The sequence below is a fragment of the Jannaschia sp. Os4 genome (genome assembly GCF_016820245.1).
Classification (GTDB): Bacteria; Pseudomonadota; Alphaproteobacteria; order Rhodobacterales; family Rhodobacteraceae; genus Jannaschia.
The window spans coordinates 418,964-444,846 of the sequence record NZ_JAFCAR010000004.1 but is presented as its reverse complement, the minus strand read 5'-3'; the positions used below and the strand labels follow the sequence as shown (position 1 = coordinate 444,846).

General features: G+C 72.7%; 26 protein-coding genes and 2 tRNA genes. 19 read left to right on the top strand and 9 right to left on the bottom strand.

Annotated elements, in window-relative coordinates; translation table 11 throughout:
* The first annotated feature begins 73 nt into the window (after positions 1-73).
* From JQC91_RS11125 to JQC91_RS11080, 10 genes are all read left to right on the top strand, one after another.
* Entirely contained in the window at positions 74-790 is a 717-nt protein-coding gene (locus tag JQC91_RS11125) for a hypothetical protein (protein ID WP_203287617.1), read from the top strand.
* An 87-nt stretch (positions 791-877) separates the two neighbouring features.
* Positions 878-1,816, top strand: a complete 939-nt coding sequence (locus JQC91_RS11120) for a pirin family protein (RefSeq protein ID WP_203286886.1) — start codon at positions 878-880, stop codon at positions 1,814-1,816.
* Positions 1,817-1,892: 76 nt separating this feature from the next.
* Positions 1,893-1,969 (top strand) — tRNA-Asp (locus JQC91_RS11115).
* 191 nt (positions 1,970-2,160) lie between these two features.
* Positions 2,161-2,364 carry a 50S ribosomal protein L32 gene (rpmF, locus tag JQC91_RS11110; RefSeq protein ID WP_203286885.1) on the top strand — a complete coding sequence of 68 codons (204 nt, stop codon included), beginning with the start codon at positions 2,161-2,163 and terminating at the stop codon, positions 2,362-2,364.
* A 28-nt stretch (positions 2,365-2,392) separates the two neighbouring features.
* On the top strand, positions 2,393-3,454 hold the full coding sequence (plsX, locus tag JQC91_RS11105) for a phosphate acyltransferase PlsX (protein WP_343069957.1): 1,062 nt from the start codon (positions 2,393-2,395) through the stop codon (positions 3,452-3,454).
* Entirely contained in the window at positions 3,451-4,428 is a 978-nt protein-coding gene (locus JQC91_RS11100; RefSeq protein ID WP_203286884.1) for a beta-ketoacyl-ACP synthase III, read from the top strand. The genes plsX and JQC91_RS11100 overlap by 4 nt, the downstream gene beginning before the upstream one ends.
* 132 nt (positions 4,429-4,560) lie before the next feature.
* Entirely contained in the window at positions 4,561-4,866 is a 306-nt protein-coding gene (gene ihfA / locus JQC91_RS11095) for an integration host factor subunit alpha (RefSeq protein ID WP_343069979.1), read from the top strand.
* Between the two features lie 2 nt (positions 4,867-4,868).
* Positions 4,869-5,540, top strand: a complete 672-nt coding sequence (locus tag JQC91_RS11090; RefSeq protein WP_203286882.1) for a MerR family transcriptional regulator — start codon at positions 4,869-4,871, stop codon at positions 5,538-5,540.
* A 47-nt stretch (positions 5,541-5,587) separates the two neighbouring features.
* Positions 5,588-5,664 (top strand) — tRNA-Pro (locus JQC91_RS11085).
* A 57-nt stretch (positions 5,665-5,721) separates the two neighbouring features.
* Positions 5,722-6,774 (top strand): 2'-deoxycytidine 5'-triphosphate deaminase, encoded by a 1,053-nt coding sequence (locus tag JQC91_RS11080; RefSeq protein ID WP_203286881.1) that lies wholly within the window; start codon positions 5,722-5,724, stop codon positions 6,772-6,774.
* A 14-nt stretch (positions 6,775-6,788) separates the two neighbouring features.
* On the opposite strand, the gene JQC91_RS11075 is transcribed toward JQC91_RS11080, so the two are convergent.
* Positions 6,789-7,547: a DUF3445 domain-containing protein gene (locus JQC91_RS11075; RefSeq protein ID WP_203286880.1), complete on the bottom strand. Its 759-nt coding sequence runs from the start codon at positions 7,545-7,547 to the stop codon at positions 6,789-6,791.
* 64 nt (positions 7,548-7,611) lie between these two features.
* Between JQC91_RS11075 and dddP the strand changes: the two genes are divergently transcribed.
* Complete coding sequence (gene dddP, locus JQC91_RS11070; RefSeq protein WP_203286879.1) at positions 7,612-8,934, top strand: dimethylsulfonioproprionate lyase DddP; 1,323 nt, start codon at positions 7,612-7,614, stop codon at positions 8,932-8,934.
* Between the two features lie 3 nt (positions 8,935-8,937).
* Here the strand turns inward: dddP and JQC91_RS11065 are convergent, their stop codons facing one another.
* Both JQC91_RS11065 and JQC91_RS11060 read right to left on the bottom strand, forming a co-directional pair.
* On the bottom strand, positions 8,938-9,258 hold the full coding sequence (locus JQC91_RS11065; RefSeq protein WP_203286878.1) for a DUF1476 domain-containing protein: 321 nt from the start codon (positions 9,256-9,258) through the stop codon (positions 8,938-8,940).
* Positions 9,259-9,314: 56 nt separating this feature from the next.
* Positions 9,315-9,926 carry a TMEM175 family protein gene (locus JQC91_RS11060; protein ID WP_203286877.1) on the bottom strand — a complete coding sequence of 204 codons (612 nt, stop codon included), beginning with the start codon at positions 9,924-9,926 and terminating at the stop codon, positions 9,315-9,317.
* Between the two features lie 243 nt (positions 9,927-10,169).
* On the opposite strand from JQC91_RS11060, the gene purC reads away from it, so the two are divergent.
* Positions 10,170-10,931 (top strand): phosphoribosylaminoimidazolesuccinocarboxamide synthase, encoded by a 762-nt coding sequence (gene purC / locus JQC91_RS11055; protein ID WP_203286876.1) that lies wholly within the window; start codon positions 10,170-10,172, stop codon positions 10,929-10,931.
* A 1-nt stretch (position 10,932) separates the two neighbouring features.
* Complete coding sequence (gene purS, locus JQC91_RS11050; RefSeq protein WP_203286875.1) at positions 10,933-11,172, top strand: phosphoribosylformylglycinamidine synthase subunit PurS; 240 nt, start codon at positions 10,933-10,935, stop codon at positions 11,170-11,172.
* A gap of 12 nt (positions 11,173-11,184) precedes the next feature.
* Here purS and JQC91_RS11045 read toward each other — a convergent pair whose 3' ends face one another.
* The gene (locus JQC91_RS11045) at positions 11,185-11,550 is read right to left on the bottom strand and encodes a VOC family protein (protein WP_203286874.1); all 366 of its coding nucleotides are present in this window, start codon (positions 11,548-11,550) and stop codon (positions 11,185-11,187) included.
* 47 nt (positions 11,551-11,597) lie between these two features.
* Positions 11,598-12,629 carry an NADP-dependent oxidoreductase gene (locus JQC91_RS11040; protein WP_203286873.1) on the bottom strand — a complete coding sequence of 344 codons (1,032 nt, stop codon included), beginning with the start codon at positions 12,627-12,629 and terminating at the stop codon, positions 11,598-11,600.
* 69 nt (positions 12,630-12,698) lie between these two features.
* Between JQC91_RS11040 and JQC91_RS11035 the strand changes: the two genes are divergently transcribed.
* The 6 genes from JQC91_RS11035 (at position 12,699) to JQC91_RS11010 (ending at position 21,718) form a co-directional block, all read left to right on the top strand.
* A complete protein-coding gene (locus JQC91_RS11035; RefSeq protein WP_203286872.1) occupies positions 12,699-13,733 on the top strand; it encodes an alcohol dehydrogenase catalytic domain-containing protein in 1,035 nt (344 codons plus the stop codon).
* A 45-nt stretch (positions 13,734-13,778) separates the two neighbouring features.
* On the top strand, positions 13,779-14,444 hold the full coding sequence (gene purQ / locus JQC91_RS11030) for a phosphoribosylformylglycinamidine synthase subunit PurQ (RefSeq protein ID WP_203286871.1): 666 nt from the start codon (positions 13,779-13,781) through the stop codon (positions 14,442-14,444).
* Positions 14,445-14,578: 134 nt separating this feature from the next.
* Positions 14,579-16,348: an ATP-binding protein gene (locus JQC91_RS11025; protein ID WP_203287537.1), complete on the top strand. Its 1,770-nt coding sequence runs from the start codon at positions 14,579-14,581 to the stop codon at positions 16,346-16,348.
* A gap of 21 nt (positions 16,349-16,369) precedes the next feature.
* Positions 16,370-17,704, top strand: a complete 1,335-nt coding sequence (locus JQC91_RS11020; RefSeq protein WP_203286870.1) for a sigma-54 dependent transcriptional regulator — start codon at positions 16,370-16,372, stop codon at positions 17,702-17,704.
* 10 nt (positions 17,705-17,714) lie between these two features.
* Positions 17,715-18,536 (top strand): hypothetical protein, encoded by an 822-nt coding sequence (locus JQC91_RS11015; protein ID WP_203286869.1) that lies wholly within the window; start codon positions 17,715-17,717, stop codon positions 18,534-18,536.
* Between the two features lie 362 nt (positions 18,537-18,898).
* Complete coding sequence (locus tag JQC91_RS11010) at positions 18,899-21,718, top strand: ribonuclease E/G (protein ID WP_203287535.1); 2,820 nt, start codon at positions 18,899-18,901, stop codon at positions 21,716-21,718.
* A 50-nt stretch (positions 21,719-21,768) separates the two neighbouring features.
* On the opposite strand, the gene JQC91_RS11005 is transcribed toward JQC91_RS11010, so the two are convergent.
* The 4 genes from JQC91_RS11005 to uraH are packed head-to-tail and all read right to left on the bottom strand — an operon-like array spanning position 21,769 to position 25,867.
* Positions 21,769-23,007, bottom strand: coding sequence for a mannitol dehydrogenase family protein (locus JQC91_RS11005; RefSeq protein ID WP_203286868.1), 1,239 nt, complete (start codon positions 23,005-23,007; stop codon positions 21,769-21,771).
* A complete protein-coding gene (uxuA, locus tag JQC91_RS11000; RefSeq protein WP_203286867.1) occupies positions 22,998-24,143 on the bottom strand; it encodes a mannonate dehydratase in 1,146 nt (381 codons plus the stop codon). Before uxuA ends, JQC91_RS11005 begins: the two co-directional genes overlap by 10 nt.
* The gene (gene uxaC / locus JQC91_RS10995) at positions 24,140-25,522 is read right to left on the bottom strand and encodes a glucuronate isomerase (RefSeq protein ID WP_203286866.1); all 1,383 of its coding nucleotides are present in this window, start codon (positions 25,520-25,522) and stop codon (positions 24,140-24,142) included. Before uxaC ends, uxuA begins: the two co-directional genes overlap by 4 nt.
* Complete coding sequence (gene uraH / locus JQC91_RS10990; RefSeq protein ID WP_203286865.1) at positions 25,523-25,867, bottom strand: hydroxyisourate hydrolase; 345 nt, start codon at positions 25,865-25,867, stop codon at positions 25,523-25,525. It abuts the gene before it with no gap.
* Between the last annotated feature and the right edge of the window lie 16 nt (positions 25,868-25,883).

Here is a 25,883-nt window from a genome sequence, read left to right as displayed (position 1 = left end):
ATTTCACCCTTCCGCCCTCATTGCGCGAACGTCGGCCCCTAGGCGGGGCGGAACGCGACGAGAGGAATGCGCCATGTGGACCGAATTTCAGGCGGACGAAGGCGGCGCCGTGACCGTGGACTGGGTCGTGCTGAGTGCCGCGCTGGTCGGCTTCGGCCTCGCCGTGGTCGGGGTCGTCGCGACCGGCGCGCAGTCCGCGAGCACCAGCGTCAGGACGCTCCTCGAGTCGGACATGGTCCAGACGCGCTTCGAGGAGGCCGTCGAGATCCTCGCGAACGTGACCGAGGGCTTCACCACGACCGCGACGATCACGGCGGGGGCCAACTTCCCCGACCTCAAGCAGCAGAAGCAGTTCTCCTTCCAGATGGACGCGACCCTGAACGCCCGCGACGAGGGCATCCTGTTCGAGGCCGGCGGGACGGGCACGGGCACCATCCTCTACCAGTACGACGGGATGCTCTACCTCCAGTCCGGCAAGGGCAACGGGACCGGTCCGGCGGCCGACCGCGGCGAGGCGCTCTGGGCCGTGGAGGACGGCACCTACTCCATCGAGGGGTCGGTCGACGCGAACAGCGGCCTCGCGCTCTACGTCGACGGCAAGCTCGTGTCGGAGTCCCAGTTCACCGCTGCGAACGTGGCGGGCGGCAACCAAGGGACGGTGGCCGGCGGCAACAGCTCGGTCGCGATAAACCACGGCGGCTTCAACCAGAGCTCGGCGGGCCATCCCGGCGCGGGCGACCTCAACCTCTACGTCGACCAGACCACCGGGGACGTCGGCGCACCGGGCTGACCCCCCGCGCACAGGGACGGTGCGGGGACGGCGGGCGACGGGGCGGGCCGGAGGGGCTATGTGTCCTTTCAGAAGGAGGCCCCGCCCATGTCATGGAACCCCGCCCTCGACCCGCATTGCCCGACCGGCGACGAGGTCGACGCCATCGAGACCGTCATCGTCCCCCGCGCCCGCGACCTCGGCGGCTTCGAGGTGCGGCGCGCGCTGCCCGCGCCCAAGCGCCAGATGGTCGGCCCGTTCATCTTCTTCGACCAGATGGGGCCGGCCGAGTTCCTGACCGGCGAGGGGATCGACGTGCGCCCGCACCCGCATATCGGGCTGTCGACCGTCACCTACCTGTTGAAGGGCAAGATCCACCACCGCGACTCGCTGGGCACGGACCAGTGGATCGAGCCCGGCGCCGTGAACCTGATGACGGCAGGGCGGGGGATCACCCATTCGGAGCGGGCGGACGGCGACTACCGGCAGGAGCGCAAGGACCTGTTCGGCATCCAGACGTGGATGGCGCTGCCGGCAAGCCACGAGGATTCCGGGGCCGCCTTCGAGCATGTCGCCAAGGCCGACCTCCCGGTGATCGAGGCGGAGGGCAAGCGCGTCCGCCTCGTGCTGGGCGACGCCTACGGCGAGCGCACGAGCGCGCAGCATCCCTCCCGCATGTTCTACGCGGACGCGATGCTGGAGGCGGGCGCCGCGATCCCTTTGCCCGACGACCACGAGGACCGCGGGGTCTACGTGCTGGAAGGGTCGGTGGAGATCGGCGGCGATACGTTCGAGGCAGGGCGCATGATGGTGTTCCGCCCCGGCGACCGGCTGTCGCTGCGTGCGGGGCCGCAGGGGGCGCGGCTAATGCTGCTGGGCGGCGACACGCTCGAGGGGCCGCGCTACATCTGGTGGAACTTCGTGGCCTCCTCCAAGGAGCGGATCGACGCCGCCAAGGAGGCGTGGCGCGAGGGCGATTGGGAGCACGGGCGCTTCCAGTTGCCGCCCGGCGACAGGGCCGAGCACATCCCGCTCCCCGACCGGTGAAAACGCGCGCCGAGGCGCTTGACGCCCCCGGCGGGTTGCCATACCTCGCCCCCACGCCGGAGACGGCGGGCGCTGCGCGGTTGTAGCTCAGTTGGTTAGAGTACCGGCCTGTCACGCCGGGGGTCGCGGGTTCGAGCCCCGTCAACCGCGCCACCGTCCGCCCTCCGGCGTCTTCCGTTCCGCCCTTGCGAATCCGGTCCGCCCCGCGTAGGCGCGCGCTTCCGGTCCGGGGGCACCGATCCGCTGGACGGCGGCGATGCCTGCCTCTAGAGGGGCCGGAACGAAATTCAGACCGAGGCGGTGGGGATGCAGCCCCGGAAGTCCGCCCCAGACGGAGAGCAGACATGGCCGTCCCCCAGAACAAGGTCACCCGGTCCCGCCGCAACATGCGCCGCGCCCACGACTTCCTCGTGCCGGGCAACCCCGCCGAATGCCCGAACTGCGGCGAGCTCAAGCGCCCGCACCATGTCTGCGGGGCCTGCGGCCACTACGCCGACCGCGAGGTGATCGCCGCCGACGCCGTCGACCTGGACGACGACGCGGCCTGATCGCCTTGTTCCCCGCAGCGGGGCGAGTGTGACGGACGCGACCCCCCCGGTCCTGTCCGTGGACGCCATGGGCGGCGACCGCGGCCCCGAGGCCGTGGTCGCGGGCCTCGCCCGCGCGGTCCACAAGGAACCTGCCATGCGCTTCGTCCTCCACGGGGACGAGGCCGCGCTCCGCCCGCTGATCGCCAAGCGGCGCGGTCTGTCCGATCACGTCGAGGTCCGCCACGCCGAGGGCGTGGTGTCGATGACCGACAAGCCCTCCCAAGTGATGCGCAACGGCAAGGGCACGTCCATGTGGGCGGCCGTCGACTGCGTCCGCGACGGCGAGGCGCAGGCCTGCGTCTCCTGCGGGAACACGGGCGCGCTGATGGCCGTCTCGATGATCCGCCTGCGCAAGCTGCCGGGCATCAACCGCCCGGCCATCGCGATCCTCTGGCCGAGCCGGAACCCCAGCGGGTTCAACGTGATGCTGGACGTGGGCGCCGACATCAAGGCCGACGCGGGCGACCTGCTGCGCTACGCGCTGATGGGCACGTCCTACGCCCGCAACGGCCTCCACCTCGCGCGCCCGCGCGTCGGCCTGCTCAACGTCGGCACCGAGGAGCACAAGGGCCGGGGCGAGCTGCACGAGGCGCACGACCTCATCTCCCAAGCCGCCGACGACGCGGAGTTCGACTTCGCGGGCTTCGTCGAGGGCGGCGACATCCCCGGCGACGCCGTGGACGTGATCGTCACCGACGGCTTCACCGGCAACGTCGCGCTCAAGACCGGCGAGGGCACCGCCGCCTTCGTGCGCGACATGCTGGGCGAGGCGTTCCGCGCCACGCCCTTCTCGAAGATCGGCGCGCTCTTCGCGATGACCTCGCTCACCCGGCTCGGAAAGCGGATCGACCCGCGGCGCGTGAACGGCGGCGTCTTCCTCGGGCTCAAGGGCACGGTGGTGAAGTCGCACGGCTCGGCCGACGAGACCGGCGTGGCCGCCGCCGTGGGGCTGGCGTGGGATCTCGCGCGGGCGGGCTTCGCCGACCGGCTGCAGGCCCGCGTCGCCGCCGTCGCCCCGCTGGCCGAGCGGGCGGAGGACGAGGCATGAGGCGCGCGGTCCTCACCGGCGTCGGCCACCACCTGCCGGAGCGGGTGATCGAGAACGACTGGTTCGCCCGCGAGCTGGGCATGGAGACCTCGGACGAGTGGATCCGGTCCCGCTCCGGGATCGAGCGCCGCCGCTTCGCCGCCGAGGGCGAGGTCACGAGCGATCTGGCGACGTCCGCCGCCCGGCGGGCCTTGGCCGATGCCGGGATCGAGGCGGACGAGGTCGACGCCATCGTCCTCGCCACCTCCACGCCCGACCTGACCTTTCCCGCCACCGCCACCATCGTGCAGCAGAAGCTCGGCATGACGCGCGGCTTCGCCTTCGACGTGCAGGCGGTCTGCGCGGGGTTCGTCTACGCGCTCGGCCAAGCGAACGCCCTGATCGTCGCGGGGCAGGCGGACCGCGTGCTCGTGATCGGGGCCGAGACCTTCTCGCGCATCCTGAACTGGGAGGACCGGACGACGGCGGTCCTCTTCGGGGACGGCGCGGGCGCGGTGGTCCTCGAGGCCCGCGAGGGCGCGGGCACCTCCGCCGACCGCGGCATCCTCGCCGTCGACCTCCATTCCGACGGGCGCCACCGCGGGATCCTGCAGGTCTCCGGCGGGGTCTCCTCCAGCCAGACCACCGGCCACCTGATGATGGCGGGCCGCGAGGTGTTCCGCCACGCCGTCGAGAAGCTCGCGCAGTCGACCTTCGACGTCGCGGCGAAGGCCGGGATCGGGATCGACGAGATCGACGTCGTCGTGCCGCATCAGGCCAACGTCCGCATCATCGCTAAGACCGCCGAGAAGCTCGGCCTGCCCCTGGAGAAGGTGATCCGCACGGTCCACGACCACGGCAACACCTCCGCGGCGTCGATTCCCCTCGCGATGGGCGTCGCGAAGGCGGAAGGCCGCCTGTCGCCCGGCGATCTCGTGGTCACGGAGGCGATCGGCGGGGGGCTGGCATGGGGCGCGGCGGTGCTGCGGTGGTAGAAACGCGTTACGGCGCCTCGCGTTTCAACCTATGCGTGTAAGCCATTGATCTAGCAGCGGTTTGCGCGGCCCCTCCCATTGACAGGACGGGGTTCGACCCCTCATCCTATGCACGGCAAAGGAGAGGAAGCCGTGGTGGGAAAGACACTAACTCGAATGGACCTCAGCGACGCGGTGCACCGCAGCGTCGGTCTCAGCCGCAACGAGTGCGGGAGCCTCGTCTCCGCGGTCCTCGACCACGTCTCCGACGCGCTGGTCGCCGGCGAGCACGTCAAGGTCAGCGGGTTCGGCACGTTCCAAGTCCGCGAGAAGGGCGCCCGCGTGGGCCGCAACCCCAAGACCGGGGTCGAGGCCCCGATCCCGCCGCGCACGGTGCTGACCTTCCGCCCGTCGCACCTGATGAAGGATCGGGTGGCGGCGGGCAACCGCGAGCGCTGAGCATGGCGCGGACGCAGAAGGACGACGACGCCTTCCGCACCATCCGCGAGGTCTCGGACTGGCTCGGGGTGCCGAACCACGTGCTGCGGTTCTGGGAGTCCAAGTTCGAGCAGGTCTCGCCGGTGAAGCGGGCGGGCGGCCGACGCTACTACCGTCCGGACGACATGCGCCTCTTGGGCGGGATCAAGGCTCTCCTCCACGACCGAGGCATGACCGTGCGCGCAGTGCAGGCGAAGCTCGCCGAGGAGGGCGTGGCCCCCGTCGCCGCGCTGTCCCATCCGCTCGACGCGCCCGCCGCGCCCGCGCCGGTGGAGGCCGCGCCCGCGCCGGTCGTGCCGCTGCGCCCCGCGTCGCCGGACGGCCCGGTCGGGACGGACGCCCCGCTGGCCGACCCCGACGCGCGTCACGCGCCGCCCCAGCCCGAGCCCGCCGACGCGCGGGTGGCCTCCGCGGTCGACCCCGAGCCCGCGCCGTCCTCCGCCGTGCCGGAGCCGCCCGTCATCGTGGCCGAGCCCGCGCCGACCACGCGCGTCCTCGGCCTCCTCGCCCGGCGCCGGGGGCGTCCCGTGCCCGCCGCCGCGCGCCGTCCGCTGCAGCGACTGCGCCGCCGCCTCGCCGCCTTGGCCGAGGAGATCGCCGAGGACATCGAGCGGGACCGCGGCGGCGCCGCCTGACCGCGGAGGGTTGCGCCCGCGCGCCCGTGCGGTAGAGAGCGGCTCGGCGGGCTATGGCGCAGCCTGGTAGCGCGTCCGTCTGGGGGACGGAAGGTCGCAGGTTCGAGTCCTGCTAGCCCGACCATCGCAACGCCCGGTCCCCGGTGGGGGCCGGGCGTTTCGCCATCCGGGGAGGGGTGCGATGCAGGGCGTGTTGCCGGACCGCGAGATCGCCGCGCTGATCGAGGCGGGGGCCTTGGCCGTCCCCGACCCCGACGAGGGGCAGGTGCAGCCCGCCTCGCTCGACCTGCGGCTCGGCGACGTGGCGTACCGGGTGCGCGCGTCGTTCCTGCCGGGCGAGGCGCGGGTCGCCGACCGGCTGGGCGAGTTCGAGATGCACCGCTTCCCGCTCACCGACGGCGCCGTCCTGGAGAAGGGCTGCGTCTACCTCGTGCCGCTGCGGGAGTCGCTGGTGCTGCCGGCGGACGTCTCGGCGGTCGCCAACGCCAAGTCCTCCACGGGCCGCCTCGACCTCCTGACGCGGACCGTCGCCGATGGCGGGACGGAGTTCGACCGCGTCCCCGCCGGTTACGATGGCCCCCTCTGGGCCGAGATATGCCCCCGCTCCTTCTCCGTGCTGGCGCGGGCGGGGATGCGGCTCAACCAGATCCGCTTCCGCCGGGGTGCCGCCGTGCTGGACGACGACGCCCTGCGAGCGCTCCACGCCCGCACCCCGCTGGTGGACGGCGAGGCGGTGATCGATGACGGCCTGTCCTTCTCCGTCGACCTCGATGGGGGCGGAATCGTCGGCTGGCGCGCAAAGCCCCATTCCGGCGTGATCCACCTCGACCGACTGGCGCACCACCGCCCCGCCGACTTCTGGGAGGCGATCCGCGCGGAGGACCGGCGCATCGTGCTCGACCCCGGCGCCTTCTACATCCTCGTCTCCCGCGAGGCCGTGACGATCCCCCCCGACCACGCCGCCGAGATGGCGCCCTACCTGCCGATGGTGGGCGAGTTCCGCGTCCACTACGCGGGCTTCTTCGACCCCGGCTTCGGAGTGGGCCAGCCCGCGCGCGGGGTGCTGGAGGTCCGCGCCCACGAGGCCCCCTTCGCGCTGGAGCACGGGCAGGCGGTCGGGCGGCTGGTCTACGAGCGGATGGCGGCGGAGCCCTCCACGCTCTACGGCGCGGGGATCGCGTCGAACTACCAAGGGCAGGGCCTGAAGCTGTCGAAGCATTTCGCCGCCCCCTGACCGGCGTTCGCAGCCTAATCGGGGGCGAACGTCACCGGGCACCCCGCCCGCTGCGCCACGGTCAGCGCCTCGGGCCGGACGACGGTGGTGTGCACCGCGAACAACGCCGACCCCGAGGGCAGCGCCAGCACGGTCTGGCGCTCACAGCGCAGGAAACGGGCCGGACGCTCGACTTTCGGCGCGGCCTCGGTACGGGGCTGGAACAGCGCCGGGTCGTGGTAGCCGAGCGCGTTCATCCGCCACATCGGCCGCCCCGGCCGCGCGCGGTCGAACAGGCGCTGCACCCGCCCCGCGAGGTCGGCATCGTAGGACGCGACGGGCCGGTGGATGCGCGTGAGCGGGCGCCCGATCTTCTCGGCCAAGGTCCACGAGGCCGGGAAGCAGAGCAGCCCCGCGACCAGCACGTGCTCCGCGCCCCGCCGCTCCAGCAGCAGCAGGTCCTCCTGCAGCAGCGCCCCGAGCGTGGGGAGCGGATCGCCCAGCGGCACGTGCCGTCCGTCCGGCGTCGCCACGGCGCCCCCCTCGACCGCGAACCCTTCGGGCAGCGCGTCGAGCGCGGCCTCCAGCACCTCCGCCTGCGCCGCCTCGCTGCCGGGCAGGGCGGCCAGCACCGCTTCGGGCCGCTCCGCCAGAAGGCGGCGCTTCTCGGCCACCTGCGCGGCATAGGCATCGTCCACCACGATCCACAACCCCTCGACCGGCCGCATCCCCGGCATCCGGGCCAGCGCTGGGTCCGCCCACGGCGCGACCGGAAGTCGGGTTTGGAGGATCATGGACGACGCTTTCGGAGCAGACGGGGCCGGGCGCAATCCCGAGCGTGGGGGCGGGAGGACGCCGATGAAGGACCACCACCGCTTCGTGCGCAAGATCGACCCCAGCCGCGGCGCGACGCTCGCCGACGGCAGTCCGAACGACAACGACCGGATGGAGATCGGGCCGACGCCGCTCGCCTTTACCGAATGGGAGGCGGCGGGCCTCGCCCTCCCGGACCTCGCGCGGATGCGGCGTTTCCGCCTCGACCGGCTCGTGGCCGCGATCGACGCGCGGGGCTGGGACGGCCTGCTGCTCTTCGACCCGCTCAACATCCGCTACGCGACCGACTCGACCAACATGCAGCTCTGGAACGCGCACAACCCGTTCCGCGCCGTGCTGGTCCGCGCGGACGGCTACGTGGTGCTCTGGGACTACCGCGTCGCGACCTTCCTGTCCGGGTTCAACCCGCTCGTCCGCGAGCGCCGCTCGGGCGCCGACCTCTTCTACTTTGACCGGGGCGACGGGCTGGAGGACGTGGCCCGCGCCTTCGCCGCCGAGGTGGTGGACCTCCTGCGCGGGACCGACCTGCGGATCGGCTGCGACAAGCCGATGATCCACGCGCTGCGCGCCTTGGAGGCGACGGGCGTGACCGTCCATCCCGGCGAGGAGGCGACCGAGAAGGCCCGCAGCGTCAAGGGACCCGACGAGGTCGCCGCCATGCGCTGCGCCATGCACGCCTGCGAGGCGGCCTGCGCCGAGATGGAGGTTTTCGCCCGCGATGCAATCCCCCGCGGCAGCGTGACCGAGGCCGACGTCTGGGCGGTCCTCCACGCCGCCAACGTCCGGCGGGGCGGCGAATGGATCGAGACGCGGCTCCTCGCCTCCGGGCCCCGGACCAACCCTTGGTTCCAAGAATGCGGGGGGCGCGTCATCTCCGAGGGCGAGATCCTCGCCTTCGACACGGACCTGATCGGCCCCTACGGAATGTGCGCCGACATCAGCCGGACGTGGTTCATCGGCGACCGGGCGCGGGCGGACATGCGCGACGCGATGCGCCACGGCGTCGAGCACATCGAGGCGAACATGGCCTGCCTCCGCTCCGGCGTGACGCTGAAGGACCTGAGCCATGGCACCCACGTCCTGCGCCCCGAGTTCCAAGCGCAGAAATACGGCTGCCTGATGCACGGCGTCGGCCTGTGCGACGAGTGGCCCCTCGTGCCCTATCCCGACTTCTTCGAGGAGGGCGCGTGGGACCACGCGATCGAGCAGGACATGACGCTCTGCGTCGAGGCCCTGGTCTCGCCGGAGGGCGGGGACTTCTCGATCAAGCTGGAGGATCAGGTGCGGGTCACGGCGGACGGGGCCGAGAACCTCACGGCCTATCCGTGGGACCCGCGCCTGCTCTGACGCTCACTCGGCCTGCTCCTCCATGACCTGCCGCTTCGCCTCCTCGCGGAGCCGCGTCATCTTGGTGCGGATCTCGTCGTCCGAGACGTCCGGCCCGAGATCGCCGCGCACCTTGCGGTACACGTCCTCGTCGCCCGCCTCCTGGAAGTCGGCCTTCACGACCTCCTTGGCATAGGCGGCGCCGGCGTCGCCCGACTTGCCCAGCTTCCCCGCGGCCCACTCGCCGAGCAGGCGGTTGCGCCGCGCCTCCACCTTGAACTGGGTCTCGGCGTCGTGGGCGAACTTCGCCTCGAAGCTCTTCTTGCGGTCGTCGAACTGGGTCATGGGGGGCTCCCTCCTGTTTCCCGCGATATGGGGGAGGGGGCGGGGAGCGGCAAGCGTCAGCCCGGCCTGCCGCGCGCGTCCATCGCCCGCCGCAGCCTTGGGTCGGGCACCAGCCATGCGACGCCGACCGCGAGATAGACCGCGCAGCCCGCGACCGGCGCGACGAGGCTCAGCGCGATCCCGGCCACGTAGCCCGCGACGCTGCTCCAGCCCTTCCAGTCGCGCGACAGCTCGCGCCGGACGACCGAGCCCGCGGGCGCCGCGCGGCGCACCAGCCCTTCCAGCAGCCGGTGCGCGACCCCCGCGAGCAGCAGGACGAGGCCGTAGATCGCGGCGGGCTCGCGCGCGAAGCCGGTCGATCCGAGCCACGCGGTGGCGAAGGGGACGAGCGACAGCCAGAACAGGTAGCCCATCGTCGCCCACATGATCCCCGCCGTCAGCCGGTTCGACGCGGCGAAGAGGTGGTGGAAGTTCACCCAGTGGAGCGCGAGGTAGAAGAACGACAGCGCGTAGGCCGGGAAGCCGCCGCCGAGGCGCAGCACCTCGACGATGGTCTCGCCCTCCGGCGGCTCGAGATCGAGCACCATGATCGTGATCACGATCGCGATGACCGCGTCCGCGAAGGCGGCCAGCCGGTCGGTCGTGGGGGAGGCGGGCTGGTCGCTCATCGCCCGACGGTAGGTCGGCCCCGGGACGCGGCCAGCGGACCGTCCGGGCCCCCGCCGATACGCGCCCGCGGGGGCGGTCGGCGCGGATGCCGCCGGGGGCGGGGGGTCCGGCCCGTGGGGGTCCGGGCGGTATGCACGGGGGCTGCCCCCTGCGGACGCTGCCCCGCGTCGCCTTGACGCGCGCTTGCTCCCCGTCCGCCCCGGCCTTATGTGAGCGCCACCCCACCGATCCCCGGAGACATCATGGCGCGCCGCAAGCTGGTCTATGAAGGCAAGGCGAAGATACTCTACGAGGGTCCGGAGCCGGGCACCCTCGTCCAGTACTTCAAGGACGACGCGACCGCCTTCAACGCGCAGAAGAAGGACGTGATCGAGGGCAAGGGCGTCCTCAACAACCGCATGTCCGAGTTCTTCATGGCCGGCCTCGCCGCCGTCGGGGTGCCCACGCACTTCATCAGGCGCCTCAACATGCGCGAGCAGCTGATCCGCTCGGTCGAGATCATCCCGCTGGAGGTGGTCGTCCGCAACGTCGCCGCCGGATCCCTCGCCAAGCGCCTCGGCCTGACCGAGGGCGAGGCGCTGCCCCGTCCGATCGTCGAGTTCTACCTCAAGGACGACAAGCTGGGCGACCCGCTCGTGGCCGAGGAGCACATCCTCGCCTTCGGCTGGGCGCAGCAGCAGGACCTCGACGACATGGTGTCGCTTGCGCTGCGGGTGAACGACTTCCTGTCGGGCTGCATGATGGCGGTCGGCATCAAGCTCGTGGACTTCAAGATCGAGATCGGCCGCATCTGGCAGGACGACTTCATGCGCCTGATCCTCGCCGACGAGATCAGCCCCGATTCGTGCCGCCTCTGGGACATCGAGACCGGCAAGAAGCTCGACAAGGATGTGTTCCGCGAGGACCTCGGCTCCCTATCGGAGGCCTACACCGAGGTGGCCCGCCGCCTCGGCGTCCTGCCGGCCAACTCGGGCCCGGCCGTGCGCCCGCATCTGGTGAACTGAGATGGCCGCGACCAAGGACGTCCGCATCACGGTGATGCTGAAGGACGGCGTGCTCGACCCGCAGGGCGAGGCCGTGCGCCACGCGCTGGGGGCGATGGGCTTCGACGGGGTCGAGGGCGTCCGCCAAGGCAAGGTGATCGAGCTGCGCGTTGCCGAGGACACCTCCGAGGCGGCGGTGCGCGACATGTGCGAGCGCCTGCTCGCGAACACGGTGATCGAGAGCTACCGGATCGAGATGTGAGGCTCAGCGGTGCTAGTCCACGAGGACCACGTTGCCGTCGGGATCGCGGATCGTGAAGCTGGCCGGCCCCGCGCCGTCGGGGTCGCAGGCGGCCTGCGGCTCGTAGCCCGCCGCCCGCATCCGCGCTTGGATGGCGCGCACGTCCTCGAACCCGCCCGCGACCGGCGCGGCGTCCTGCGTCCAGCCGGGGTTGAAGGTCAGGCAGTTGGCCTCGATGAAGCCCCCGAACAGGCCGAGCGTCGTCGCCCCGTCACGCAGGATCATCCAGCCCTCCTCCGCGTGGTCGCCCGCCACCTCAAAGCCGAGCGCCTCGTAGAAGGCGCGCGAGGCGGCGAGGTCGCGGACGTTGAGGCTCATCGAGAACGCGCCCAGGCGCACCACCACCTCCCTTGCTGCGCCCGCACCATAGCACGGATCGGGCCCCGTCACCCCAGCCGCACGACCATCTTCCCGAATCCCCGCCCGGCAAGAAGGTCGCGCAGCGCGGCGGGCGCGGCCTCCAGCCCCTCGACCACCTGCTCTCGGTAGGCGATCCGCCCCTCCGCGACCCAGCGCGTCATGTCGGCCTCAAAGGCGCCGTAGGCCTCCGGCGGGAAGCTGTCGTAGACGATGAACCCCTCCATCCGGACCTTCATCCTGAGCACCGTGGACATGATCTGCGGCCCCCGGTCCGGCCCGTCGGGCAGGCGGGCGAGGTTGTACCACCCCGCCACGCCGCAGACCGGCACGCGCGCGAACGGGTTCAGCAGCGGCAGCACGGCGTAGAGGACGCGGGCGCCCACGTTCTCCCAGTAGATGTCCACGCCGTCGGGGCAGGCGGCGGCGAGGTCCGCCTCGAACGTCTCGCTGCGGTGGTCGAGGCAGGCGTCGAACCCCAACAAGTCGACCGCATGCGCGCATTTCTTCGCTCCGCCGGCGACGCCGACGACGCGGCAGCCCATGATCTTGGCGATCTGCCCCACGGTCGCGCCCACCGGCCCCGTGGCCGCGCCGACCACGAGCGTCTCGCCCGGCTTCGGCGCGGCGATGCGGGTCAGGCCCGCATGGGCGGTCAGGCCCGGCATCCCGAGCAGCCCCAAGGCCCACGAGGGCCGCTCCATGTCCCGGGGCAGGGGCGTGACGCCGGTGCCGTCGGTGACCGCCCAGTCCTGCCATCCCGACATGGCCAGCACCCGGTCCCCGACGCGCAGCCTGTCCACGTCCGATTCCACCACCTCGGCCACGACCTGCCCGGTCATCACCTCGCCGATCCCCACCGGAGTCGCGTAGGACTTCGCGTCGTTCATCCGCCCGCGCATGTAGGGGTCGAGCGACAGCCATTCGGTCCGCAGTAGCGCCTCGCCCGTGCCCGCCTGCGGGACCGGCCCGGTCTCCAGCCGGAGCGTGCCGTCGTCCGGCTCGCCCACGGGGCGCTGGGCGAGGACGATGCGGCGGTTGGTGTCGCGGGTCTGGGGCATGGGGAGGTCCGGAAGTGGTTGCCAAACGGTCCCCGATCTTGGTCAGGTCGCGCCGGGGAGGACAACACCATGCGCGCAGCCGTCCTGAGAGAGTACCGCCAGCCCCTCGCCCTCGAGGACGTGCCCGAGCCGGAGTGCCCCCGCGACGGGGTGGTCCTGCGGGTCGAGGCCTGCGGGGTGTGCCGCAGCGACTGGCACGGCTGGGTGGGCGAGCATCCCCGCGTAAAGCCGGGCCAGATCGGCGGCCACGAGTATTGCGGCGAGGTCGTGGAGGCGGGGCCGGAGGCGCGGTGGAGCGTGGGCGACCGGCTGGTCGCGCCCTTCATCCTGTCCTGCGGCACCTGCCCGGAATGCCGCTCGGGGCACGCGAACACCTGCTTGGACCAGCGCCTGCCGGGCTTCATCGAGCCGGGCGCCTTCGCGGAGTACGTGGCCGTGCCGCGCGACCACAACCTCGCCGCGCTGCCCGAGGGGATGGACCCGGCGGTGGCCGCCGGGATGGGGTGCCGGGTCACGACCGCGTGGCACGCGCTGACGGGCCGCGCGCAATTGGCGGCGGGTGAGTGGCTGGCGGTGCACGGGACCGGGGGCGTGGGCCTCTCGGCCGCGATCCTCGGGCGCGCGATGGGGGCCAAGGTCGTGGTGGTCGACGTCGTGCGCGAGAAGCTGGACCACGCGCTGGGGCTGGGCATGGAGGGGGCCGTGATGGCCTCCGAGACGACCGCCGAGGAGATCCGCGAGATCACCGGCGGCGGCGCGGACGTCTCCGTCGAGGCACTGGGCATCCCCGCGACCGTCAACGCCTCGCTGCGCTGCCTGCGCGCGCGGGGGCGGCACGTGCAGGTCGGGATGCCGGTCGGGCACACCGCCCGGATGGAGGTGGACATGAGCGCCGTCTACCAAGGCAACCTCGCGCTCTACGGCACGCGCGGGATGCCCGCGTGGCGCTACCCGTCGCTCCTCGACCTCGTGGTGCGGGGTCGCGTGGACCTCTCGCCGCTGATCGCGCGGCACGTGGGCCTGTCGGACGTCAGCGCGGAACTGGCCGCCTTCGACGGGCCGACCCCGCCGGGCGTGGCCGTGGTCACGGACTTCGCCGCGTGAGGCCGGCCCTACACTTCGGCCCGCACAGGGTGTAACGGGGCCGGCATGAAAGCCGCCGTCCTCGTCTTCCCCGGATCCAACTGCGACCGCGACCTCGCCGAGGCGTTCCGCCTGACCGGCTTCGAGGTCGAGATGGTCTGGCACAAGGACATCGCCCTGCCGGACCGCACCGACGTCGTCGGCGTGCCGGGCGGGTTCTCGTTCGGGGACTACCTGCGCTGCGGGGCCATCGCGGCGCGCGCGCCCATCGCCGACGCGCTGGTCCGCCACGCCGGGCGGGGGGGCTACGTGCTCGCGCCCTGCAACGGTTTCCAGATCGTGACGGAGCTGGGCCTGCTGCCGGGCGCGCTGATCCGCAACGCGGGCCTGACCTACATCTGCGACACCGTGGGCCTGCGGGTCGAGGCGTCGAGCGCGTTCACCGACGGCTGGGGCGTGGGGCAGGAGATCGCGCTGCCCATCGCGCATCACGAGGGGAACTACGTGGTGTCGGACGACGACCTCGCGCGGCTCAAGGACGAGGACCGGATCGCGCTGCGCTACACGGCGACGCCGAACGGCGCGCGGGACGACGTCGCGGGGGTGTTGAGCGCGAATCGCCGCGTCCTCGGCCTGATGCCGCATCCCGAGCGGGCGATGGAGCCCGCGCACGGACGGACCGACGGGATGGCGCTGTTCCGGGGGCTGGCGGACGCCCTCGTGGCGGCCTGACCGCGTTGCCCGCCGACCACGGCACCGGCGGCGATCCGCCCACCCCGCCCGACGCGGAGCGGTCCGCCGCCCACGCCGCTGCGGCGGACGCGCCGGGCGCCCGCCCCGACGGCGCCGCGGCTACCCCCGCTCACATGTTCTGGCACGACGAGAGCGCGCGCGTGGAGGTCCCCGAGGAGGGGGGGCGCCTGTCGTGGTTCACGCGGGCCATCCTCATCTCGCTGGGCCTGGTCGCGCTGGGGGCGCTGTGGTTCGCCAACGGCGCGCTGACCTCGCGCTTCGTGGCCGCGACCGAGGAGCGCGCGCAGCTGCGCCAGTCCCTCTACTCGGGCGCCATCCTGTCCGAGCTGCAGCGCAACTCCGTCGTGCCGCTGCTCCTCGCGCGGGACACGTCGCTCATCGCGGCGCTGCGTGCGCGGGACTTCTCCGCCTCGTCCCAGCGCCTCATCTCCTACGTCGACGAGATCGGCGCCGCCTCCATCGTGCTGGCGGACGCCGAGGGGCGCGTGGTGGCCGCCACGGACCGCAACGAGCTCGGCTCGGTCCGCGCCGACGCGCCAGCCTTCACCGACGCCTTGGAGCGGACGGGCACGGTCTTCACCCTCGCGCAGCAGCCGACGGGCGCTTACCGCGCCGCCTTCAGCCGGACGGTGCGCGACGGGAACGACGTGCTGGGCGTGCTGGAGGTGCAGGTCGACCTCGCGCAGTTCGAGAGCCGCTGGCGCGGCACCTCCGCGGCCGTCGTGGTGACGGACGCGGCGGGGATCGTGATCCTGTCGACCGAGCCGCGCTGGCGCGGCCAGCCCCTCGAGGAGGCGCTGGCAGGGCTGTCGGTGCCGACCGCGCTGCAACGCGCCTTGGCGAGCGCGGGCGGCTACGGACCCGACTTCGAGGAGGAGTACTTCTCGGGGGACGCGCTGATGAAGCTGGAAGGGCGCATCCCCTTCCGGGGCTGGTCGCTGGTCTCCTTCACCTCCTACGACTCCGTGCGGCAGCAGGTGAACGGCGTGCTGGCCCTGATCCTGACCGGCTTCGCCTTGGCGATCGCGCTGGGGTTCTACCTGCTCAACCGCCGCAACACGCTGCAGACGCTGCTGGCCCGGCGCGAGTCGGCCAAGCTGCGGGCGCTGAACGCGCGCCTCTCGGCGGAGGTGGCCGAGCGCAAGCGGGTGCAGGAGGAGCTCAAGGAGACCGAGCAGTCGCTCGCCCAGTCCTCCAAGCTGGCCGCCTTGGGCGAGATGTCGGCCGCCGTGTCCCACGAGCTGAACCAGCCGCTGGCCGCGATGCGGACCTACCTCGCGGGGGCCAAGCTGCTGCTCCAGCGGCGGCGCTCGGAGGAGGCACTGTCCTCCTTCCAGCGCATCGACGACCTGATCGAGCGGATGGGCGCGATCACGCGGCAGCTGAAGTCCTACGCGCGCAAGGGCGGCGAGGCGTTCGAGCCGGTGGACGTGCGGCACGCGCTGAAGTCCGCGCTGACGCTGATGGAGCCGCAGCTTCGCCGCGACGACGTCCGGATCAGCCAGCTTATGCCGGAGGAGCCGGTGATGGTGATGGCCGACCGGCTGCGCCTGGAGCAGGTCATCATCAACCTCGTGCGCAACGCGCTCGACGCGATGAAGGGGATGGAGCGGCGCGACCTCGACCTGCTCGTGACGCAGGGCGACGAGGCGGTCCTCGCCGTGCGCGACACGGGCCATGGGATCGACGCGCCCGACAAGCTGTTCGAGCCGTTCTTCACCACCAAGAAGCCCGGCGAGGGCGTGGGGCTGGGCCTGGCGATCTCGTCGGGCATCGTCACCGACCTCGGCGGACGCCTGCTCGCGCGGAACGCCGAGGCCGGTGGGGCCGTTTTCGAGGTGCGCCTGCCGGTCTATGTCCCGAGCCAGGCCGCCGCCGAGTAGGCGCCACAACCGGAGGACCGCATGGCCCAGAACAACCGCGTCGCCATCGTCGACGACGAGCAGGACATGCGCCAGTCCATCTCCCAGTGGCTCGCCCTGTCGGGCTTCGCCACCGAGACGTTCGGCTCGGCCGAGGAGGCGCTCAAGAAGGTCGGCGGCGACTACCCGGGCGTCGTGGTGTCGGACATCCGCATGCCGGGCGTGGACGGGATGCAGTTCCTCAAGCGGCTGATGGGGCAGGACTCGTCGCTGCCGGTGGTGATGATCACGGGCCACGGCGACGTGCCCATGGCCGTCGAGGCGATGCGGCTGGGGGCGTTCGACTTCCTCGAGAAGCCGTTCAACCCCGACCGCCTGACGGAACTGGTGCGGCGGGCCTCGCAGGCGCGGAAGCTCACCTTGGACAACCGCGCGCTGCGCCGCGAGCTGTCGGACGGCACCGTGCTGATGCGGAAGCTGATCGGGACGTCGCCCGCGATGGAGCGGCTGCGCGAGGACATCCTCGACCTCGGGCAGGCGGACACGCACGTGCTCATCGACGGCGAGACGGGGACCGGCAAGACCCTTGTGGCCCACGCGCTGCACGCGGTGGGGCCGCGGGCGGGAAAGACCTTCGCGCTCGCCTCCTGCGCGGCGCATGGCGAGGAGGAGCTGGGCCAGCGCCTCTTCGGGCCGACGGAGGAGGGCCTGCCGCTCGTCGAGGAGGCGCGGGGCGGGACGCTGGTGCTGGAGGACGTCGAGGCGCTGCCCGTCGCGCTGCAGGCCCGGCTGCTGAAGTTCATCAACGATCAGGGCACCCCCGCCGAGACGCGCATCCTCGCGATCTGCAACGGCTCCGACCCCGAGAAGTCCTGCGAGCAGACGCTACGCCAAGACCTCTACTACCGCCTCGCGGCGATGAAGCTGACGATTCCGCCGCTGCGCCAGCGCGGCGAGGACGTGCTGACGCTGTTCACGCATTACGCCGACGCCTTCGGCGAGGAATACGGCGCCGAGCCGCCGCAACTGGCCGCGCAGGAGGCGGCGCAGCTTCTCCAAGCCCCGTGGCCCGGCAACGTGCGCCAACTCATCAACCTCGCCGAGCGCGCGGTGCTCCAGCAGCGCCGCGGCACCGGCTCCATCTCCTCGCTGCTGATGGCCGACACCCAAGAGGACGGCGAGACCGCGCCGCAGGTCGTGGCGGAGGGCAAGCCTCTCAAGGAATACGTCGAGGCGTTCGAGCGGATGCTCATCGACAACACGATGCGCCGCCACCGCGGCTCCATCGCCTCGGTGATGGAGGAACTCTCGCTCCCCCGCCGGACGCTCAACGAGAAGATGGCCAAGTATGGCCTGAGCCGGTCGAACTACCTCTAGAGTCGTCCCGGTGGAGGTCATCTACCTGCTGATCCACGCCGTTCCGGTGGTCGTCCTCTTGGGGGTGGCGGCTTTCGGCATGTGGCTCTGGTCGAGGAACCGGCTCTGGGGCGGCGTGGTGGTCCTGCTGGGGATCGGCCCGATGTTCGTGCCCGCCCTCGTCGGTCGCGCGGACGCCCTCCTGACGGGCCAAGCGATGCAGCGCGCGTCGGTCTGGCCGCCCGAGATCGACCTCGCGGGAAAGAACGTCCTCCTCGTGACCATCGCGGGGTCGTCCTGCGAGATCTGCGACGACCTCCTGATCCGGTCGGACGCGGCGCGGATCGACGTGGTCGGCTTGGAGCACGCCGATTGGGAGGAGCCGGACCGGGCGGGGCTCAAGGCCTTGAAGGCGCCGGGGACGGAGGGCAGCCTCCTCGTGCGGAGCACCGAATCCGTCCCGCCCGGTGGCGCGCCCGTCGCGCCCTACGCGGATTTCCGGCCGGACCTCCTGCCGGACCGCGTCGACCTCGTGATCGTGACCTCGTCGCAGGACTTCTTCGTCCTCCACCAAACCGGGCCGGAGCCGTTCTCCGAGCGCCGCCGCGGACACGTCCGCTTCTCCATCCACGTCTACGGCTTGCCGGACGGGCGCATCGACCGGTTCCATGAGGGGGTTCTGCTCGGGCGGCTCCTGCAGGCCCGCCCGCCCTCGCCGGACTTCGTCATGCCCCTGGGCACGACGCCGCATTTCCATCCGGCCGGCGGCCCGCTCAACGAGAAGCTCTCCCGCTGGGCCTGCGGCGCCGACGCGCCGCCGGACTGCATGCGCTTCTTTCCGGGCGGGCTCTGATGCCGCGAACCGAATCCGATTGCGGAACGCACCTCATGACCCCTATGTAGGCCTCACGGTCCTGCCCCCGGACGCTCGGGCGGTGGGGACGGTGAGTTCCTTCTCCCCGGCATCCGGCCCCTAGGCCGCCGGGGGCGAAGCTGCGGCGGACGGCCCTCGCGCGCACAGGCGCGGCCTCCGCGACGGACCCGGACGGGTCCCCTGAACCGGCGGGAACGCCCCGTCAGAGAGACGCGCGATGACGCTGGGATCGACATCACCGAACGGGACGGCCTCGGGCCGCCCGTCGGCGTCGCCCGTGCTCGCCCCCACAAATCGCCTGCTCGCGCCCCCTGGGGCGCATCTCAGGCGTGGAAAGATTCATGTCGAAGAAAATGCTGATCGACGCCACCCACCCGGAAGAGACCCGGGTCGTGGTGGCGGATGGAACCCGCGTCGAGGAATTTGACTTCGAGAGCGCCAGCAAGAAGCAGCTAGCGGGCAACATCTACTTGGCCAAGGTGACGCGCGTGGAGCCGTCGCTGCAGGCGGCCTTCGTGGACTACGGCGGCAACCGCCACGGCTTCCTCGCCTTCAACGAGATCCACCCCGATTACTACCAGATCCCCAAGGCCGACCGCGACGCGCTCATCGCCGAGGAGCGCGCCTACGCGGAGGCCGTGGCCGCCGCCGAGGAGGCGAAGGGCGAGGCCGAGGCCAAGAAGCGCCGCTCGCGGAAGTCGGACGACGCGGACGCCGACGGCGATGCAGATGGCCCCGAGGCCGAGGCGTCCGACGAGGAGGCCAAGCCGAAGAAGCGCTCGCGCTCGCGCAGCCGCTCGCGCCGCAAGAAGACCGAGGAGCCGTCGACCGACGCCGGGACCGACGGCGACGCGCCAGCCGCCGAGACCGTGCTGGCCGACGAGGCCAAGGACGAGCCCGAGGTGGTGTCGGGCGAGGCCGCCGAACTGGCCGAGGCGGGGACGACGGACGGCGCGGACGCGCCCGAGGGGGACGACGACGCCGACGGCCGGACGATGGCCGAGGGCGCGGGCCTCGAGGACAAGACCCTGACCGACGGGGAGGGCGGCCCCGAGGAGGGGGAGGCCCCCGCCGACGAGCCGTCCGACGCCGCCGATCCGGCCGGAATGGACGTGGTCGATCCGGACGGCGACGACGCGGATGACGCGGAGGGCGTGCTCGACCTCCCCGAGGACGACAGCGACGACCCGGCCATCGCCGAGGTCCGCGTGCCGCCGAAGCCGCGCGCGCGGAAGTACAAGATCCAAGAGGTCGTGAAGGTCCGGCAGATCATGCTGGTGCAGGTCGTGAAGGAGGAGCGGGGCAACAAGGGCGCCGCACTGACCACCTACCTGTCGCTCGCGGGCCGCTACTGCGTCCTGATGCCCAACACCGCGCGCGGCGGCGGCATCTCCCGCAAGATCACGAACGCGGCCGACCGCAAGAAGCTTAAGGAGATCGCGACCTCGATCGACGTGCCGCAGGGCGCGGGGCTGATCGTCCGCACGGCCGGCGCCAAGCGCACCAAGACCGACATCAAGCGCGACTACGAGTACCTCCAGCGCCAGTGGGAGCAGATCCGCGAGCTGACGCTCAAGTCGATCGCGCCGGCGCCCATCTACGAGGAGGGCGACCTGATCCACCGGTCGATCCGCGACTACTTCAGCCGCGACATCTCGGAGGTGATCGTCGACGGGGACGACGGGTACCGGCAGGCGCGGGACTACATGTCCCTGATCATGCCGGAGCACGTGGACGCGGTGAAGAAGCACTCCGACCACCTGCCGCTCTTCGCGCGCCACGGGGTCGAGTCGACGCTGTCGGCGATGTTCAACCCGACGGTGCACCTCAAGTCGGGCGGCTACATCGTCATCGGCATCACCGAGGCGCTGGTCGCGATCGACGTCAACTCCGGAAAGGCCACGAAGGAAGGCTCGATCGAGGAGACGGCGCTCAAGACCAACCTCGAGGCCGCGGAGGAGGTGGCGCGCCAAGCCAAGCTGCGCGACCTCGCGGGTCTGATCGTGATCGACTTCATCGACATGGACGAGCGGCGCAACAACGCCGCCGTCGAGAAGCGGATGAAGGACGCGCTCAAGACCGACCGCGCCCGCATCCAGGTCGGGCGCATCTCCGGCTTCGGCCTGATGGAGATGTCGCGCCAGCGCCTGCGTCCCGGCATGCTCGAGGCGACGACCCAGCCCTGCGCCCACTGCCACGGCACGGGCCTCATCCGCTCCGACGACAGCCTCGCGCTGCAGGTGCTTCGGATGCTCGACGAGGAGGGCACGCGCAAGCGCTCCCGCGAGGTGCTGGCCCGCGTCCCGGTCAAGGTGGCGAACTACCTGCTCAACGAGAAGCGGGAGCATCTCGCGGCCGTCGAGCAGCGCTACGGCATGGCCGTGCGGATCGAGGCGGACCCGTCGCTGATCGGGGACGACCTGCCTGCCTTGGAGAAGTTCAAGACCACCACGCGGCAGGTGGCCAAGGCGGCCGCGCCGGTGGCGGCGCTGAACGCGGACTGGGCGCCGTCCGAGGCCGCGGACGAGGCGGACGCCCCGGTGGAGGCCGAGGCGCGCGCGCCGGAGCCGTCCGAGGACGGCGAGGAGCAGCCGAAGAAGCGGCGCCGCCGTAGGTCGCGGCGGCGCGGCAAGGGTGGTGCCGAAGGCGAGGGGGAAGGGGGCGAGTCCTCGGAGGCTCCGACCGCCGAGGAGCCCCCCGCCGACGCGGCCGAGGCCGAGGGCGGGGTGACGGAGGCCGCGCCGGAGCCGGAGGCCCAGGCGCCCGCCGAGGAGGAGAAGCCCAAGCGCTCCCGCAGCCGCTCGCGGTCGCGGAAGAAGAAGGACGAGGCGCCGGCCGAGGAGTCCGCGCCCGCGGGCGATCCGTCGGCGGAGGAGGCTCCGACCGAGGCGCCGACCGCGGACGCCGCGCCCGAGCCTCAGCCGGAGCCCGAGCCGGAGGCCAAGCCGAAGAGGCGGCGCGCCCGCGCGAAGGCGCCCGCGCCGTCCGAGCCGGTCGCAGAGGCTGCCGAGGCCGCGGAGGCCGCGATGACCGAGGCGCCCGCCGAGGACGCGCCCGCCCCCGAGCCCGAGGCGGAACCCGCGCCCGAGGCGGAGCCGTCCGCCGAGCCCGAGGCGGAGGCGCCGAGGAAGAAGCGCGGCTGGTGGTCCTTGGGCCGCTGACGGCACGCGGATGACGACGCGGCGGCCCCCTCGTGGGGCCGCTTCGCGTTTCAGGCGAGGGCGGCGCGCGCGGCGGCCTCGGGGCCGTGGCGGAACGCGGCGAGGCTGGTGCGGACGGCTTCCGCCACCACCGGGCGGGCCAGCGTCTCGCGGCGGGCGAGGCCGGGCAGGGCGGCGAGGGCTGCGAGCGGGTCGTCCGACCGTGCGGCGGCCCGGAGCGCACCTGCGTGGGGATCGGCGATCTTGTGCTCGCGCCACGCGCGGACGAAGGCCGCGACGGCGAGGGCATAGGTGCCGAGCGGGTGCCCCCGGTCCGCCGCCTCGCCGAGGGGCGCGAGGAGGCGTTGGGGAAGCTTCTGCGATCCGTCTGCGGCGATCTGGAGGCACCGGTGGTCGATGGCCGGATTGGAGAAGCGGTCGAGCAGCGCATCCCGGTAGGCCACCGGGTCGGGGCCGCCCGTCAGGGTGCGCGCGGCGGCGTCCATGTGGGTGGAGACGACCGCGCGGTGGGCCGCCACGACGTCCCGGACCGCCGGGAGCCCGGCGCAGAGGCCGAGATGGGCGATCAGCGAGTGCGCGCCGTTGAGCATTCGGAGCTTGGCGTCCTCCCACGGGGCGACGTCGTCGACGATCTCGGGGCCGGGGGGCAGGCCGGGCGCGCGCTCGATCACCCACTGGCGGAAGGGCTCGGTCTCGACGTCGACGCTTCCGCGCGGGGGCGCGGGGGTGATGCGATCGACCATGGTCGAGGGGAAATGCGCGTCCACGGGGGTGCCGCGCGCCTCGGCCATCTCGCGGACGAGGGATTCGAGGAGCCGCCCGTTCGCGGGGAGGTTGTCGCAGGAGGCGATCGTGAGGGGCGTCGCCCGACGGGCGAGGCCCGCGGCGAGCAGGCCCGGGACGGAGCGGGTGCCGCCGTCGCGCAGGTCGGACGCGACAGCGGGGTCGGCGGCGTCGAGCGCGCGGGCGGACAGGTCCGCGCCGTAGCCCTTCTCGGTCACCGTGAGGGTCACGAGGGCGATCTCGGGATCGGCGAGGCGGGAAAGGACCGCGCCGCGGTCGCGGGTCAGCGCGTGGGTGCGGACGATCGCGTCGATGGTCTTGGCGCGGGGGCCGTCGGGGTGGCGCTCCGTGAGGGTGTAGCGATGCCCTCGCGCCGCGAGCCCGTCGGCAAGGGTCGGGTCGCGCGTGGAGACCGCCTCGATGGACCAGCCCTCGGCGTCCTGCACGTAGTCGGCTTGGTGGGCCCGGTGGAACGCGCCCAGCCCGAGATGGAGGATCAGCGGCATGCGGCTTCCACCCCGCGCAGTTCCGCGAGGCCCCGCAGGCGGCCGATGTAGGGATAGCCCGGCGCGCCCCCGGTGTCGGGCCCGATGCGGTGCCCGTGGTCGGGGCGCATGGGGATCGCGGCGTCGGCGCGGCCTTCGGCACGGCGGCGGGCCTCCTCGGCGAGCACGGCGCGGACGACGGCCACCATGTCCGTGGAGCCGTCGAGGTGGTCGGCCTCGTGGAAGGAGCCGGGGACGGTGCCCTCCTCGCGGGCGACGTTGCGGAGGTGCAGGAAGTGCACCTGCGCGCCGAGGCGCTCCATCATGCCGGGGAGGTCGACGTCCGGGCGCGCGCCGAGCGAGCCGGTGCAGAAGGTGATCCCGTTGGCAGGCGACGGGGCCACGGCGAGGAGGGCGGCGTAGTCGGCCTCGGTCGAGACGATGCGCGGCAGGCCGAGGACGGGCCAAGGCGGATCGTCCGGATGGCAGCAGAGGCGAATCCCCAGCTCCTCGGCCATGGGGATCACGGCGCGCAGGAAGCGGGCGGCGTTCGCGCGCAGCGCGTCCGCGCCGTCATAGGCGTCGCGCCGGGCGCGGAAGGCGTCGAGGGTCCAGCCCTCCACGGCGCCGGGCAGGCCCGCGAGGATGGTGCGCGTGATCGCGTCTCGGCGCGCCTCGTCCCAACCATGGGCGCGGGCGTCGATCTCCTCGGAGCGCGCGGCGTCCGGGCGGCGCAGGACGTGCGCGTCGAAGGCGGCGAGGTCGAGCCGGTCGTAGCGCAGCGCGGAGGCCCCCGTGGGCGTGCGCCAGTCGAGGTCGGTGCGGGTCCAGTCGATCACCGGCATGAGGTTGTAGCAGACCACCCGCAGCCCCTCGGCGTGCAGGTTGCGGAGCGAGGCGCGGTAGGCGTCGAGATGGGCCTCGGCCTGCGCCGCGCCGGTCTTGATGGCCTCGGACACGGGGAGGGACTCGACCACCTCCCACCTCAGGCCCGCGGCCTCGATCGCGGCCTTCCGCGCGGCGATGGCCGTTCGCGTCCAGACGGTGCCGGGGGGGACGTCGTAGAGGGCGGTCACGACGCCCGTGGCCCCCGCTTGGCGGACCATCGACAGCGACACGGCGTCCTCGGGGCCGAACCAGCGCCACGTGGGGATCACAGCCTGTACGCCTCCCGCGCGAGGCCCACGGCGAGGCGGGGCGCGATGGCGTGCGCCTCGGCCTCGTCGAGCCGGTGGGTGGTGACCAGCTCGGCCAGCATCGCGCAGTCCACCCGCCGGGCGACGTCGTGGCGCGCCGGGATGGATGGCAGGGCGCGGGTGTCGTCGTTGAAGCCAGCGGTGTTCTCGAACCCCGCCGTCTCGAGTGCCTGCTCGCGGAAGCGGCGCATCCCCTCGGGGCTGTCGTGGAACCACCACGGCGGCCCGAGCCGGAGGCAGGGGTAGGCGCCCGCGAGGGGGGCGAGCTCGCGCGCGTAGCTGCTCTCGTCGAGGGTGAACAGGATGAGGGTGAGGCGCGGGTCCATCCCCACCGCGTTCAGCAGCGGGCGGAGCCCGCCGACCCAGTCCGTGCGCGCGGGGATGTCGAAGCCCCGGTCGCGGCCGTACCGCCGCAGCACGCCGCGGCTGTGGTTCCGGCGCGATCCGGCGTGGAGCTGCATCACCAAGCCGTCGTCGAGCGACATGCGCGCGAACTCCGTGAGCATCTGGGCGCGGAGCGCCTCCGCCTCGGACGCGTCGGCATGGCCCCGCAACGCGCGCTGGAACAGGGCGGAGGCCTGAGCCTCCTCGAGGTCCAGAGTGGCGGCGGTGGGGTGCCCGTGATCCGTCGCGGTGGCGCCGCGGTCGCTGAACCACAGACGCCGCCTCCGGTGCGCGGCGAGGTAGCCGCGCCACGAGGTCGCGTCCTCCCCCGTGAGGTCGCCGAGGCGCTCGACGTTCTCCGCATAGCCCTCCGCCTCCGGGTCGGTCACGGCGTCGGGCCGGTAGGTGGGGATCACGCGACCGTGCCAGCCCTGCGCATGCTCATGGTGGCGGAGGTCCGACAGCGCGTCGTCCGTGGTGGCGATGACCTCGATCCCGAAGCGGTCGTAGAGCGCGCGGGGGCGGAACGCGGGCGTCGCGAGCATCTCGCCGATGGCGTCGAACTGCGCGTCCGCGTTGGCGGCGGAGGGCCGTTCGCGGAGGCCGAACACCTCCGACAGGGCGTGGTCGATCCACATCCGCGACGGGGTGCCGCGGAAGAGGGGGTAGTGCGACGCGAACGTGCGCCAGACGGCGCGGCGGTCGGTCTCGGCGCCCATGCCGATGCCCAAGGCCTCGAACGGAACGCCCTGCGAGACGAGCATCCGCACCACGTAGTGGTCGGGGATCACGAGCAGCTCGGCCGCGTCGGGGAAGGCCGGATCCTCGCCCCACCAGCGGGGGTCGGTATGGCCGTGGGGGCAGACGAGGGGGAGGGACTGGACCCCCGCGAGAAGGTCGCGTGCGACGGCGCGCGTCGCCGGGTCCGGCGGCAGCAGGCGGTCGGGGTGGAGCACCTACGACCCTCGGTAGGTCGAGTAGCCGAAGGGCGAGAGCAGGAGCGGGACGTGGTAGTGCGCCGCCTCGGCCATCGTGAAGCGGATCGGCACCACGTCGAGGAAGGCGTCGGGCGCGCCCCGGGCGCGGAGGTAGTCGCCCGCGTGGAACGCCAGCTCGTAGGTGCCGGGCGTGAAGCCCCCCTCGGGCAGGATCGGGCCGTCGGTCCGCCCGTCGGCGTTGGTGGTGGCCTCGCCGAGCCGGGTGCGGGCCTCGCCCTCCACGCGGTCGAGCGTGATCCGCAGGCCGTGCGCGGGCCGCCCCGCGGCGGTGTCGAGCACGTGGGTCGTCAGGTATCCGGCCATCTCGGTCCTCCCTCCG

Coding starts and splice junctions, on each gene's coding strand:
- purS (WP_203286875.1), top strand. CDS start 10,933: ATGGCCGCGACCAAGGACGTCCGCATCACGGTGATGCTGAAGGACGGC.
- JQC91_RS11040 (WP_203286873.1), bottom strand. CDS start 12,629: ATGCCCCAGACCCGCGACACCAACCGCCGCATCGTCCTCGCCCAGCGC.
- dddP (WP_203286879.1), top strand. CDS start 7,612: ATGAAGGACCACCACCGCTTCGTGCGCAAGATCGACCCCAGCCGCGGC.
- JQC91_RS11065 (WP_203286878.1), bottom strand. CDS start 9,258: ATGACCCAGTTCGACGACCGCAAGAAGAGCTTCGAGGCGAAGTTCGCC.
- JQC91_RS11005 (WP_203286868.1), bottom strand. CDS start 23,007: ATGCCGCTGATCCTCCATCTCGGGCTGGGCGCGTTCCACCGGGCCCAC.
- purC (WP_203286876.1), top strand. CDS start 10,170: ATGGCGCGCCGCAAGCTGGTCTATGAAGGCAAGGCGAAGATACTCTAC.
- JQC91_RS11020 (WP_203286870.1), top strand. CDS start 16,370: ATGGCCCAGAACAACCGCGTCGCCATCGTCGACGACGAGCAGGACATG.
- JQC91_RS11060 (WP_203286877.1), bottom strand. CDS start 9,926: ATGAGCGACCAGCCCGCCTCCCCCACGACCGACCGGCTGGCCGCCTTC.
- JQC91_RS11035 (WP_203286872.1), top strand. CDS start 12,699: ATGCGCGCAGCCGTCCTGAGAGAGTACCGCCAGCCCCTCGCCCTCGAG.
- JQC91_RS11080 (WP_203286881.1), top strand. CDS start 5,722: ATGCAGGGCGTGTTGCCGGACCGCGAGATCGCCGCGCTGATCGAGGCG.
- JQC91_RS11090 (WP_203286882.1), top strand. CDS start 4,869: ATGGCGCGGACGCAGAAGGACGACGACGCCTTCCGCACCATCCGCGAG.
- purQ (WP_203286871.1), top strand. CDS start 13,779: ATGAAAGCCGCCGTCCTCGTCTTCCCCGGATCCAACTGCGACCGCGAC.
- JQC91_RS11075 (WP_203286880.1), bottom strand. CDS start 7,547: ATGATCCTCCAAACCCGACTTCCGGTCGCGCCGTGGGCGGACCCAGCG.
- rpmF (WP_203286885.1), top strand. CDS start 2,161: ATGGCCGTCCCCCAGAACAAGGTCACCCGGTCCCGCCGCAACATGCGC.
- JQC91_RS11120 (WP_203286886.1), top strand. CDS start 878: ATGTCATGGAACCCCGCCCTCGACCCGCATTGCCCGACCGGCGACGAG.
- uraH (WP_203286865.1), bottom strand. CDS start 25,867: ATGGCCGGATACCTGACGACCCACGTGCTCGACACCGCCGCGGGGCGG.
- JQC91_RS11010 (WP_203287535.1), top strand. CDS start 18,899: ATGTCGAAGAAAATGCTGATCGACGCCACCCACCCGGAAGAGACCCGG.
- JQC91_RS11100 (WP_203286884.1), top strand. CDS start 3,451: ATGAGGCGCGCGGTCCTCACCGGCGTCGGCCACCACCTGCCGGAGCGG.
- JQC91_RS11125 (WP_203287617.1), top strand. CDS start 74: ATGTGGACCGAATTTCAGGCGGACGAAGGCGGCGCCGTGACCGTGGAC.
- JQC91_RS11025 (WP_203287537.1), top strand. CDS start 14,579: ATGTTCTGGCACGACGAGAGCGCGCGCGTGGAGGTCCCCGAGGAGGGG.